Below are 13000 nucleotides of genomic sequence, written 5' to 3' on the forward strand. Positions count from 1 at the left end.
AAAGGCAAGCCCACAAACAACACCTACTAACGATATTACTGAGCCTTACAGCTTAACCGCCAGTGTTCTCATCAGCGAACGCAGTGCTGCAGGCTTCACCGGCTTGGCAAGGAAGCGATAGCCCGCCTCTCTGACCCTGTTGCGCAACGCATCATCATTGTCTGCGCTGATGACAATGGCTTTCAGTGACTGCTCCCAGTGCACACTAAGCGCATTGAGCAAATCCAGGCCAGTCTCACCATGGTCCAGGTGGTAGTCCACCAGCACGAGGTCAGGAGGCTCAGGCTGCCGCCATTGGCTTAGCGCTTCACGCAGCGAAGCCACCGCCAGGGTCTGGCATTCCCACTGAGATAACAGGCTTTGCATACCGGCGCGGATGGCCGCCTCGTTATCCACACAGAGCACGCGCAACCCTGCCAGCTCGGAATGAACGACACTGACAGGCGCCACGCGCTTCTGACGGCGAGCCGAGGAGATCGGTACATTGATGGTGAATACCGTGCCATGCCCCTCTTGCGTCGTAAACTCCATGGCATGCCCCAACATCGCGCTGATACGCCGGACAATCGACAGCCCCAGGCCAAGCCCGCCTTCGGTTTCGCGGTGCGCTGCTTCGGCGGCCCGCTCAAACTCTTCAAAAATACGCTGGCGATCCGCCTCGGCAATGCCCGGCCCGGTATCGAGTACCTGTATCGCCAGGTACTCTCCCCGGCGCCGACAGCCGAGCAGCACCTTGCCCTCCGGCGTGTAGCGCAGGGCATTGCCCAACAAATTCTGAATAATCCGCCGCAACAGGTGTTTATCGCTGTACACCCATTCGGAACAGGGCGCCACGCGCAAACGGAGCCCGGTGCGCTCGGCAATAGCCGAAAACTCGCGCCCCAAGGTATCCAGCAAACCCTGTACCGGAAACTCTTCACGCTTCACCTGCAGGCGGCCGGAATCGAGACGTGAAATCTCCCGCAGGGAGGTAATCAAGGTTTCCGCACTCGCCAATGCCTCATCGATATGAGAGACCTCATCGCGCAGACTATCGTTGTCACTGGCGTCCACTTTATGCGCCAATGCCGCGGTAAACAGCCTCGCGGCGTTGATGGGCTGCAACAGGTCGTGACTGGCGGATGCCAGGAAGCGGTTCTTACTGGCGTACACTGCGTTCAACTCTCGTTCAATGCGTGCCCGGGTGGCATTTTCCTCGGCCAGAGAGTCATTCACCGCTTCCAGCTCTGACGTGCGCGCCGCCACGCGCTCTTCCAACTGGGCTTTGGCTGACTCCAGCTCATTGAAAATAGCGCGGTACTCACTGATGTCGGTATAGGTGGTGACATAGCCGCCATTCGCCATCGGCGTGCCACAAATCTCGACCACCAAGCCATTGGGCAGGTTGCGCTCGAGTCGGTAGGGTTGCGCGCCCTGCAGCAGCGACAGTCGGCGCGTAATCGCGGCATCGATATCGGCATCGGCATCCTGTAAATAGCCGCGCTCGGCGTTGTACTGATAAATACGGGCTATTGGGCAGCCGACATACAACAGCCGCTCAGGGAAATTAAACAGATCCACATAACGCTGATTCCAGGCCACCAGATTGAGGTTGGCGTCGACCACACTGATCCCCTGAGGCACGGTTTCCAGAGTGATCTGCAGCAGATCCTGGCCGAACTGAATCTGCCGAGAGGTATTGCCGATCAGGCTGACAAATTCGTCGATATCCAACGGTCGGCGCTTGGCCAACAGCTCTAAGGTACGGTGGGCCGAGACCGCGCCGACAATAGACGCCAGTGATTCTTCGACATCTTTCACGACGAAACGAGGAACCCGGTCGCTTTGCAGCAGGCGGTGACCGAGCCGCTGCTCGAATCGCTGCCACATTTTTTCACAGCGACGCTCGCCGAACAGCGGCACCAGCAAGCGGTGCAATTGCCAGGCTTCGACTGACGTCAATTCCAACTCGGCTTCGCGCTGACGTAACTCCACCCGCACTTCGGTAAAGCTCCGGGCCTGCCGGAGATCGATGCTGCTGAAGCGCGAGCGCCGCGACACCAGAATCATGAGCAGCGCATTGACGGCAACACTCCAGAACACACCGTGGCTCAGGCTATCCCCGAACTCGAAGCCGAACAGCGCTTCCGGGCGCAGTGCCGTGATCCCCATGGGACCGCTGACCACCAGAGCGTGCTCCGCACCGAGAATAGCGGGCAGCAGCAGGGTATATGCCCACAGCAGCCCGCCGACCAGCAAACCGGTCACCACACCGCGGGCGTGAGCCCGGCGCCAGTACAAGGCCGCCACCAACCCAGGCGCCAACTGAGAAGCGGCGGCGAACGACAACAGGCCCAGCGAGGCCAGTCCGCCCCGCGCACTGAGCTGCTGCTCCAACAGCCAGGCGGCAAATAACACCGCCGCAATGGCAATACGCCTTACCTGCTGCAACCAGCGGGCGTTAATTTCATGCCCCTGCCGCAGATACTGCCACAGGGGCACCAGCCACTCGTTACACACCATGACCGACAGCGTCACACAGGCCACAATCACCATACCGGTCGCCGCCGACATGCCGCCCAGCAGGGCCACGACTGCCAGCTCCTGCTTGTCGTGATAAAGCGGCATGGACACCACCAGCATGTCGGCGCTGCCGCCAAAATGCGACAGCGCCTCCTGGGCAACAATCGAAATCGGCGCGATCATCAGGCAGAACAGCAGCAGATATATCGGGAAAATCCAGCGCGCGAGACGCATGTCGCGGCGGCTGTGATCCTCAATCACCATCACATGGAACTGGCGGGGAAGACACACAATTGCCGCCATCGCCAGCAGCACCTGTGTCGTAAACTGACTCCAGTCCGGCCACTCACCCAGTGGCCCCAGAGGAACGGCAACCCCGCTCTTGTAGCTGGACCAGAGCAGGCTGATGGCAAAGGCGCCCACCATGACAAACGCCGCCAGTTTAACGATGGACTCCATCGCAATGGCCGCCATCAGGCCGCGGTGGCGATGCCGCTTGTCGGCGACCCGTGTACCGAAAGCGACCGTGAACAACACCAGAATTAAGGCCGCGACAAAACTCGTGCTGCCGGGATCCGGACTGAGATTGACGCCACCGAAGAAATCGCTGCCAAAACGCTGGGACCCAAGGTCAGCCGCACGCTGATCCCACAGTTGCTCAACACTGATCCACGCCTGGGTGATGGCTTTTAATTGCAGGGCGATATACGGCAGACTGCCGAAGACCGCCAGAAAGGTGACCAGTGCCGCCAGCATCTGGCTTTTGCCGTAGCGCGAACCCATGAAGTCGGCAATGGAGGTCACCCGGTTGCGGGTACTCATCACCGACAATCGACGCAAAAATGGCCAGCCGAACAGGAACAGCAAAATCGGGCCGATGTAGATGGGCAGGAAGGTCCAGCCATCGGCAGCGGCCTGTCCCACCGCACCGAAGAAGGTCCAGGAACTGCAATACACGGCCAGGGAAAGACTATAGATCAGCGGGCGAAAACGGCGAGGCCAGGCATCACGGCGGTCAGCCCACCAGGCAATCAGGAAGAGGATTCCAAAATAGAGGAAGGCCATTAACATGACCCACTGATTCGCCGCCACCGCAAACCCCGTTATTCCTGAGAGATGCCCGCAGTCTACCCCAGCCACCCTCACAACGCATTCGACGAAAGTCGAAGCAAATCATCATCTACGTGACGGGAATCGCGAGCAGGGAAAGCACAATGTCACACCGGGCAGCGCAACATAACAAAATCGTCACTTCCAAACGATAGAATGCGCGCCTTTCCAGTGTCACACATCGCTTATCACCACCCCGAAAGGAGGATATTTGTGGTCCATTTGCCCACGCCCGTTGCCCGTTTTTACGCACTGCCAGCCGCCGCTCTCTGTTTGTCACTCGCGGCCTGCGGGGGCAGTGGCTCATCATCCAATGATTCGGGCTCGGGGCAGGAACCGCCGGTAAGCACCCCAAGCTATTTCACCACCGACTGGCAGCCGGGGCCGCTGCCCAGCGCATCGCTGTCAGCCCCTCAGGGCCTGTGGCTGGCTACCGATACGCATGTCCATACCGATCACTCTTCCGACGGCTCCATATGGCGGCAAGCCAGCGATGACGCCCTGCCGGGCAATGTCGCGGTCAGTGACCAGATTGGCGAAGCACAGCGCCAGTCTCTGGATTTTCTGGCACTGACCGATCACCGTACCTACGATCAGCACTGGGACCCGGAATGGACCTCCGAGCAACTGCTGCTGATTCCCGGTGAGGAAGCAAACGGCCGCCCCCACGCCAATATTTTTGGTGCAACAGATACGGTGCTCGACGGCCTCAGTCAGGGTAGCGGCATGGAACACAAACCCACCCAGCAGAGCGTATGGGATGCCCACGGTCAGGGCGCAGTGTGGCAAACCAACCACCCCAATCGCGACTGGACCGACGACGACAACAGCCCCAACGACCACGCCAGCACGCTGGGCGTAAACCTGATTGAGGCCTGGAATGTCGCTCAGGATATCGACCTGCAACTGGCCTATGCCGAGCAACGCTGGAATCGCGGCTGGGAAACCGGCATTACCGCCAGCTCCGACAACCACTTCCGCGAACTGTGGCTGGGTTTTGGTCCCGGCACAGTGAAAACCCATGTATTCACGTCTGCCATCACCGAACGCGGCATTCTCAATGGCCTTCGCGACGGCCATACCGTCCTCAGCGAAGGCGGTAACGCCCCCTTCTTAACCTTGACCGCCGATGGACAGGGCGACGGTATATTTGAAGCCCTCCCCGGCGATGCCGTTACCGTCGCCGCCGGTGACACCGTCACCCTGAAACTCACCGTAACCGGCAGCAACAGCCTGCAACGCCTGCGTCTTTACGCCGCGCCGGGACGCGACAGCGGCGCCATCAAGGAATTCACGCCGTCTTCGAGCGGCAATAGTTTTAACTTCGACCTTCCCCGCCCAGACACCGACAGCCCCTATTGGGTTTACGCAGAACTGAGTTCGCCGCTTGGTCGCAGACTGGCCCTGACCTCACCCATTTTTATCCGCCGCAGCGGACTGAACAACGCGCCCCAGCCCGAGCAAACCGTGCCCGACACACTCCTGTTGGAAGACAACGCCGCTCTGGTCATGGGTGATCGCGGGCGCTTCTCCGGCTTTGCCGATATCGCACTGGATGGCGACGACATACCACTGGTTGTCGCCGAACAACACAGTGAAGAAGGCACCAACATCCTGTTTCGCCGCGGCGATAGCGAGACCTTGCACCCCATCAACACCCTGCCCGGCAGCGCCCGCTTCCCACGCATTGCCGCTAATGGCGACACTGTATGGGTGATTTGGGAAGACGAGCGCCGAGGCCAGATTCCCCGCCGCCCGGAAATTATGCTGCGCGGCTCGATCAACGGCGGCCGCAACTGGGATGCAGAGCACCGCCTGACGGCGGACAGTCAGCGCGCGATACGCCCCGCCATCGCGGTACTCCACGACGGCACTCCCGTTATGGCCTGGAGTGACAATCGCCGTCGCTGTTTCGACCTCTACGTGCAAATCGGCTTGAACAGCGAAGCGGAAAACCTGAGCAGTGAGAAAAGCTGCGAAGGCGCCAGCGCGCTGGACACGCGCAGCAGTAGCGATCCCGCCTCACTGCACCCGGCGATTGCCGTGCTGTCCGATGACACCGTGGTCGTGGCCTTTCAGGACAATCGCTTTGACATCAACCCCGGCTGGACCGGCCAGACCGGCTATCACGACGGACTGGAAGGTCTGGACCGCACTGACCCGGATAACTGGGAAATTCTCAGCCGCCGCCGCGACCCCGCCAGTGGCACATGGTCGGAGGCCGTCCGGGTATCCAACAATGGCAGCCCTGACGACGCCTTTCTCGAAGGCAGCCTCGCCGATCGCCACCCGGCAATTATTGCCGATGGCGAGGACCGGCTGGTCGCCATATGGGACGCCAAAGTTCTGGAAGCAGCCGGGGTGAACAGCGGCATTTTTGCCAGCCATTCCGACGACGGTGGCCTGAACTGGACGCCCGCGGTGTCAGTCGGCTCGGAGGACACTGCCATGAGTCAGCGCCCGGCACTCGCGCTGTCTACAGACGGCAGCGTTCAAGCCCTGTGGATGGATAGCCGCGACAGTGACTGGCGTCACCGGATATGGGGAAGCCAGTGGCAGAACGGTGGTAGCTGGGCAGCCGCTCGCCGCCTGTCTGGCACTGGCAACGGCGTATGGCCGCGTGCTGCGGGCAATAACCTGGTGTTTGGCTCAGATCGGGGCGCTGACGCGCAAGGCGACCCAACATGGTGGATCCTCCACCGCACGCCGGACACCGTGGGACACACTGAGTCGGAGACTCCCAGCCTCAACGTGAGTGACTGGATCCGCCGACAGTGGCAGAACCTGACGCAGACCGGACGCGAAAGCGACCACAGTCTGCCAATGCCGTAATCGTGATACCGGCGGGGCCAAACGCCCCGTCTGTCGATAAAGGTTTTCTGGCCGGTCGATTTTGCCGCTTAGGAAAAGAACAGCTCTGACAGTCGCTCGCCGGGCTCATCGGCGCGCATAAACGCCTCGCCCACCAGGAAGGCATCGACGCCATGCTCGCGCATCGCCGCCACATCGTCGGCGGTGTGGATGCCGCTTTCGGTGACGACAATGCGCTCATCGCCAATCTGCGCCAGCAGCGAGTACGTCGTCTCAAGGCTGGTGTCGAAGTTGTGTAAGTTGCGGTTATTAATGCCCACCAGACGATTGCCCAGTGGCAGACTCCGCTCCAGCTCCTCGGCGTTATGGACCTCAATCAGCACATCCATACCCAGCTCGACCGCCAGCGCATTCAGCTCGGCCATACGCGCGTCGTCCAGCGCCGCCACAATCAGCAGAATACAGTCTGCGCCAATCGCCCTCGCCTCGTAGACCTGATAAGGGTCGACAATAAAGTCCTTGCGAATTACCGGCAGTGAACAGGCCGCACGGGCCTGCTGAAGATAGGCTTCGCTGCCCTGAAAGAAATCGGCATCAGTGAGCACCGACAGGCAGGCCGCACCGCCGCGCTCGTAACTGCGCGCAATCTCGGCGGGACGGAAATCTTCGCGAATCACACCCTTGGAGGGCGATGCCTTTTTCACTTCGGCAATGACCGCCGACTGTCCGGCAGCCAGCTTGCTGGCCATGGCCTGGACAAAGCCGCGCGGGGCAGACGCCGACGCAATGTCATCACGCAGCGCCGCAACAGATTTGCGCGCCTGACGCTCAGCCACTTCTTCATGTTTACGATCAATAATTCGGGTCAGAACCGTCGGCAGGCTCATTGCGTCATTCCTTGGGTAAAGGCGGCTAACTCCTGCATTTTTTCCAGAGCCCGGCCACCGTGAATCACATCTTCCGCCAGCGCCACACCGTTCTTCAAACTGCTGGCAACACCGGCCACATACAGCGCCGCACCGGCATTGAGAGCAATCATATCCGCCGCTTTTTCCGCCGCTTCGTTGTCGCGCTTGCTCAGCGCATTGCGGATCAGCGCCAGCGACGCCTCGCTGCCGTCTACCGACAGACCGATCAGGCTCTGGCTCTTAATGCCGACATCTTCCGGGGTCAGCGTGTACTCGGTGATCTCGCCGTCCTTCAACTCCGCCACCTGCGTCGGCGTCGCCAGACTGATTTCGTCGAGGCCCTCCGAGGAACACACCACCATCACATGTTCCGCGCCCAAGCGGCGCATGACCTCTGCCAGCGGACGACACAGCTCGGGGGTGAAGACGCCCAGCACCATGCGGGTCACCCCGGCGGGGTTGGTCAGCGGGCCGAGAATATTGAAAATCGTGCGCTGGGCCAGGTCCCGGCGCGGGCCGATGGCGTGGCGCATGGCGCTGTGGTGATTCACGGCAAACATAAAGCCGAGCCCCACGTCGCGAATACAGCGCTCCACCTGCTCGGGACTGAGATCGAGCACGATGCCAGCCTTTTCCAGCAAGTCCGCACTGCCACTTTTGGACGACACCGAACGATTGCCGTGCTTGGCCACGCGCGCACCCGCCGCAGCTACCACAAAGCTGCTGGCCGAGGACACGTTGAACAGGTTCGCGCCGTCGCCGCCTGTACCGACAATATCCACCACGTAGTCCAGGCCGCTGACATCCACCGGCGTGGCCAGCTCGCGCATGACCCGCGCCGCACCTTCAATCTCGTCCAAGCTCTCGCTTTTCATGCGCAGGCCCATCAGAAACGCGCCAATCTGTGCCTCGCTGCACTGCCCGGTCATAATGTCGCGCATCACCGACTGCATTTCCTCGGTGGTCAAATCCAGTTGTTTGATGACCCGCGCCAGCGCGCCTTTGATATCCATGGTTTCGCTCATTATTAGCGCTCCAGAAAATTCTTTAACAATGCGTGACCCTGCTCGCTCAGAATCGCCTCGGGGTGAAACTGCACGCCCTCGATATCCCATTCGCGGTGGCGCAGCCCCATAATCTCGTCGACCTCGCCATGCTCGTCCGCCGTCCAAGCGGTCACTGCCAAACAGTCCGGCAAAGCAGCTGACTCAACGACCAGCGAGTGATAGCGGGTGGCGGTAAACGGCGCGGGCAAGCCACTGAACACACCCTCACCGCGATGGTGAATGGCCGAGGTTTTGCCGTGCATCACCCGGCGGGCGCGAACCACGCGACCGCCAAATACCTGGCCGATACACTGGTGGCCCAGGCACACACCGAGAATCGGTATTTGCCCGGCGAAGGCCGCAATCGCCGCCATCGATACGCCCGCCTGGTCCGGTGTGCAGGGACCGGGCGAGATCACCAGGTGACTGGGCGCCAGCGCGCGAATCTCGTCAACGCTGATCGCGTCGTTGTGCACCACCTCTACCGCCGCGCCCAGCTCGCTTAGATACTGCACCACGTTATAGGTAAAGGAGTCGTAGTTGTCTATCATCAACAGCATTGCGGCTGCTCCCGCCTGAAAGCCCCGGACCGACCGCACCGGATGCGAAGCGGCATTGTACGCAAGCCCCGCCGTGAAAACATCTGCGACACCGCGCTTGAACTTGGCGCGATTTGTGATAGTGTACTAGTACATGAATACATCGCGCAACACTATGGATAAACACTACCAGCGGGAATTGATCGAACACCTGCTGACGGCCCGTGATCCGGACAGCCTCGAACAGCTGCTCAGCGACCTGCTGACCCCGTCCGAGCTGCTGGAGATCAGCAAGCGCCTGCAGATTTTCAAACTGCTGGCCGCCGGCTTGCCGCAACGCCAGATTGCCGAACAGCTCGGCGTTGGGATTGCCACCGTGACCCGTGGTTCCCGCGCCCTCAAACAACATTCACCGGAATAAGCGCCCTTATGAGCCAGACACCGCCGCGCATTTCACTGCCGCGCAAACCCCACTACACCACGCTGACGGCAGACTGCGATTTCTTCAGCCTGTTTAAAAAGATCGAGCGCCGCTACGACAACTGCTTTTATCTGGAGTCGCTGGGCGAAGACAGTCACATTGCCCGCCATTCGATTATCGGTTTCGATCCGGAAAAGCTGCTCTACGCCAACGGCAATACCCTGACCATTGAAGAGCGCGACGGCAGCAAGGTCGACTACCCCAGCGAGAATCCCTACCAGCTGCTGCGCGAGATCGTTCCCCAGAACATCATCTCGCGCAAATACGCAGGCGGCCTCACCGGCTATCTGGGCTACGACGCGATGAACTACTTCGAACCCAGCCTAAGCATTCAGCACAGCGAGCTGTTCGATGCCTTCCGCTTCGGCCTGTTCAAAGACGGCCTGATTCTCGACAAGATGACCGGCGAGGTTTTCTACTTTTACTACAGCGACAGCCGTCTGGCAGAAATTGAGGCCCTGTTGAGCGCCAACGACGTGGTGAACGGCCCGTTGAAAATCACCGCCATGGGCGAAACCATGAGCCGCGAAGATCACCGCTCAGCAGTGATGAAAGTGAAGCAGGATATTATCGACGGCAAAATCTTTCAGACCGAAGTGGGCTTTAAAAAGCGCTTCAAGCTGGAAGGCGACACCATCAATATTTACGAGAAGATGCGCGAGATTAACCCTTCGCCGCAGATGTACTACGTAAAATTCGGTCAGCAGAAACTGATTGGCGCCAGCCCCGAGTTGCTGTTCCGCCTGCGCCAGGGCGAGATGGAAACCTTTCCACTGGCGGGCACCACCAAGCGCGGCGCCGACGAAAAAGAAGATACCGCGCTGGCCCGCACCCTGCTTAACGACCCCAAGGAAATTGCCGAGCACAATATGATTGTTGACCTGCACCGCAATGATATCGGCCGGGTCGCCCAGTTTGGCACGGTGAAAGTGCGCAGCCTGATGGACATCAAACGCTTCAGCCACGTGCAGCATATTTCCAGCGAAATTGTGGGCATTATCGCTGAGGGTGAAGACATGTTCTCGGCACTGGCGAGTAATTTCCCGGCGGGCACCCTCACCGGCGCGCCCAAAATCGAGGCGATGAAAATTATTAATGCCCTGGAGAACGACGGTCGCGGCCCCTACGGCGGCGCGGTCGGCCACTTCTCCTTTAACGGTGACTGCACCTTTGCCATTCCGATTCGCACGGTGTTTGCCAACGGTGAGGAGGCCTACGTGCAAACCTGTGGCGGCAACGTCTACGACTCCAACCCCGACGATGAGTACGAAGAAATCGTGCGCAAATTTGCTGGCACCAAAAAAGTCTTGGATGCCTTTATGGACCACAGCGCTGACCAGGGGGCCGCATCGTGAAAGTACTGATTATCGACAACTACGACTCCTTTACCTACAACCTCTATCAGTACATCGGCGAAATTCTCACCTCCGAGAAAAACCGTGGCGCGGTGGACGATTTCAGCATTGTGGTGAAACGCAACGACGAGCTGAGCCTTGAGCAAATTCGCGACATGCAGGCCGACCGGATTATTGTATCGCCCGGCCCGGGCTCGCCGGATGACGAGCACTACTTCGGTGTTTGTGCGCAGGTGATTGCCGAACTGGGCAAAACCACGCCGCTGCTGGGCGTCTGCCTGGGTATGCAGGGCATTGTCCATGTGTTCGGCGGCAAGGTCGTTAAAGCCCCGTTGCCCATGCACGGCAAAATCAGCCCCATCAGTCATAACCGTCAGGGCATGTTCGCCAACATTCCCGATCAACTGGAAGTAATGCGCTACCACTCACTGATGGCCGAGGCCGAATCCTTCCCCGAGTGCTTGCAACTGACAGCGCTGGTCGGCGACTTCCCGGCCAGGGAATTCGATAATTTATCGCGTATCCGTCAGGGCGGTGATTTTGAAATTATGGGAATTCAGCACCGTGACTACCCTATCTTCGGCATTCAGTTTCACCCGGAATCCTTTGCGACAGAGGGCGGCAAGGAGCTGATTCGCAACTTTCTATTCGCTTGAAGACGACCGTTAGCGGGTGACGTTTCACACCCGCTAGCTGCACCCGCTACATCACACTTTCATCAAACTGCCATACTTTTCCTCTAGCGTATTCGGCTTTGTCTTTGGCCGTTTACAGGAGGATGTCGTGACGTCAAAAAAACTCATCAGCAGTCGCCGCCAAGTACTGCGATCCATGTTTCTGGGCTCAGTTGCCCTTGGCATATACGGCTGTGGCGGCTCGTCCAGCTCATCCAACAACAGCTCCACCCCTGACACCCCGGACGTTCCAGACGTGCCCGATGTCCCCGACGTTCCCGACCCGGTAGTTCCGGCCACCGAACTGCCGCTCCAGGCCGGCCCCCTTGCCAATATCGGCAATCTGGTTGAATCCGATGTCGACGGCACGCTGATTCCCGAGGGTTTCTCTATTCGCCGTGTGGCGCGAGCCGGTTTTTCGCCGTCCTTTAACTTCACGCTCTGGCACAGCAACCCCGATGGCGGCGCCGTGTTCCAGGCCGATGACGGCGGCTGGGTCTATGTCTCCAACAGTGAATCCACCCCCGGTGGCGTCGGCGCGCTGCGCTTCGATGCCAACGGCGATATCAGTGACAACTACCGTATTCTTCGCGACACCCGCAACAACTGTGCAGGCGGCGCGACGCCCTGGCAAACCTGGCTGTCCTGCGAGGAAGTCAGTGACGGTCAGGTTTACGAGTGCGACCCCTTTGGCAGTGCCGACGATGCCGTTGCCCGCCCCGCGCTGGGCATCTTTAATCACGAGGCCGTCGCCGTCGATCTGCCAACGCGCACCCTTTATCTGACAGAAGACAGCGGCAGCGGACGCCTCTACCGCTTTACCTCGATCGGCGCCAAGACGTCGATCAATGGCAAGGAAGGTCTCGACCTGGACAACGGCCTGCTGGAGGTTCTGGAAATTGAGGGCTTCGAGGCCGGTGGCTATCAGGATGACCTCGCCGTCGCCCGCAAACTGCACAAGGTGAAATGGGTCGCGGTACAGTCCCCGGAGCGTACTCAGGCCGAGGTGCGCAGTGAAATTGAAGCCACGGGTGTCGGCGCACCCGGCACCGTATTCAAAGGTGGCGAAGGCATCTGGACTCAGGAATTCCCCGAAGGTCAGCGCCAGACCGTCGATGGCAGCGACCACCCCTTGCGCGCGGTGATCTTCTTTGCCTGTAAAGGCGACAACCGCGTGTATGCGCTGGACGTCGACAACGAGCTGATCGAAGTCGTGTTCGACAACGAGCAATTGACGGCCGTCGACGAACTGCCCTACGACGATGTCGACAACCTGGTCGTCAGCCCCGCTGGCGATGTGATTGTGGCCGAAGACGGCGACGCCATGCGGCTGATGGTGATGATTCCCAACCAGCCCGCGAAAATCCTGCTGCAGGTGCCGGGTGGCGAAAGCGAGCTGACCGGACCGGCGTTTACCGCCGACGGCAGTCGCCTGTACTTCAGCTCGCAGCGCGGCCCGGTCAATCTCGGCATCCCTTGGTTTGGCACGACCTACGAGCTGACCATCCCCGAGGAGTACCGCTAGTCACGCAAGCAACTCAGGGCAGACGCCACGCCCTGCGTTGCCGCCATAG

General features: G+C 60.0%; 9 protein-coding genes. 5 read left to right on the plus strand and 4 right to left on the minus strand.

Annotated features, from left to right (window positions below; all coding sequences use genetic code 11):
- Window positions 1–45 precede the first annotated feature (45 nt).
- Window positions 46–3594 (minus strand): PAS domain-containing hybrid sensor histidine kinase/response regulator, encoded by a 3549-nt coding sequence (locus G411_RS0111835; RefSeq protein WP_022959424.1) that lies wholly within the window; start codon window positions 3592–3594, stop codon window positions 46–48.
- Window positions 3595–3825: 231 nt separating this feature from the next.
- On the opposite strand from G411_RS0111835, the gene G411_RS0111840 reads away from it, so the two are divergent.
- Window positions 3826–6444, plus strand: coding sequence for a CehA/McbA family metallohydrolase (locus G411_RS0111840; protein ID WP_022959425.1), 2619 nt, complete (start codon window positions 3826–3828; stop codon window positions 6442–6444).
- Window positions 6445–6512: 68 nt separating this feature from the next.
- Here the strand turns inward: G411_RS0111840 and trpC are convergent, their stop codons facing one another.
- From trpC to G411_RS0111855, 3 genes are read right to left on the minus strand one after another with little or no spacing between them, the layout of a single operon-like run.
- Complete coding sequence (gene trpC / locus G411_RS0111845; protein WP_022959426.1) at window positions 6513–7310, minus strand: indole-3-glycerol phosphate synthase TrpC; 798 nt, start codon at window positions 7308–7310, stop codon at window positions 6513–6515.
- Window positions 7307–8344, minus strand: a complete 1038-nt coding sequence (gene trpD / locus G411_RS0111850) for an anthranilate phosphoribosyltransferase (RefSeq protein WP_028968383.1) — start codon at window positions 8342–8344, stop codon at window positions 7307–7309. Before trpD ends, trpC begins: the two co-directional genes overlap by 4 nt.
- 14 nt (window positions 8345–8358) lie before the next feature.
- Complete coding sequence (locus G411_RS0111855) at window positions 8359–8937, minus strand: anthranilate synthase component II (RefSeq protein ID WP_022959428.1); 579 nt, start codon at window positions 8935–8937, stop codon at window positions 8359–8361.
- Between the two features lie 133 nt (window positions 8938–9070).
- Between G411_RS0111855 and G411_RS0111860 the strand changes: the two genes are divergently transcribed.
- The 4 genes from G411_RS0111860 (at window position 9071) to G411_RS0111875 (ending at window position 12951) form a co-directional block, all read left to right on the plus strand.
- Window positions 9071–9337, plus strand: coding sequence for a Trp family transcriptional regulator (locus G411_RS0111860; RefSeq protein WP_022959429.1), 267 nt, complete (start codon window positions 9071–9073; stop codon window positions 9335–9337).
- Between the two features lie 8 nt (window positions 9338–9345).
- Complete coding sequence (locus G411_RS0111865; RefSeq protein WP_022959430.1) at window positions 9346–10752, plus strand: anthranilate synthase component I family protein; 1407 nt, start codon at window positions 9346–9348, stop codon at window positions 10750–10752.
- Complete coding sequence (locus G411_RS0111870) at window positions 10749–11408, plus strand: anthranilate synthase component II (protein ID WP_022959431.1); 660 nt, start codon at window positions 10749–10751, stop codon at window positions 11406–11408. The genes G411_RS0111865 and G411_RS0111870 overlap by 4 nt, the downstream gene beginning before the upstream one ends.
- Before the next feature lie 127 nt (window positions 11409–11535).
- Entirely contained in the window at window positions 11536–12951 is a 1416-nt protein-coding gene (locus G411_RS0111875; protein WP_022959432.1) for an alkaline phosphatase PhoX, read from the plus strand.
- The last annotated feature ends 49 nt before the right edge of the window (window positions 12952–13000 follow it).

Source organism: Spongiibacter tropicus DSM 19543 (assembly GCF_000420325.1).
Taxonomy (GTDB): Bacteria; Pseudomonadota; Gammaproteobacteria; order Pseudomonadales; family Spongiibacteraceae; genus Spongiibacter; species Spongiibacter tropicus.

Excerpts from the sequence above, each read along its gene's own strand:
- trpC (WP_022959426.1), bottom strand. The coding sequence starts at position 7,310 with ATGAGCCTGCCGACGGTTCTGACCCGAATTATTGATCGTAAACATGAA.
- trpD (WP_028968383.1), bottom strand. The coding sequence starts at position 8,344 with ATGGATATCAAAGGCGCGCTGGCGCGGGTCATCAAACAACTGGATTTG.
- G411_RS0111855 (WP_022959428.1), bottom strand. The coding sequence starts at position 8,937 with ATGCTGTTGATGATAGACAACTACGACTCCTTTACCTATAACGTGGTG.
- G411_RS0111860 (WP_022959429.1), top strand. The coding sequence starts at position 9,071 with ATGAATACATCGCGCAACACTATGGATAAACACTACCAGCGGGAATTG.
- G411_RS0111865 (WP_022959430.1), top strand. The coding sequence starts at position 9,346 with ATGAGCCAGACACCGCCGCGCATTTCACTGCCGCGCAAACCCCACTAC.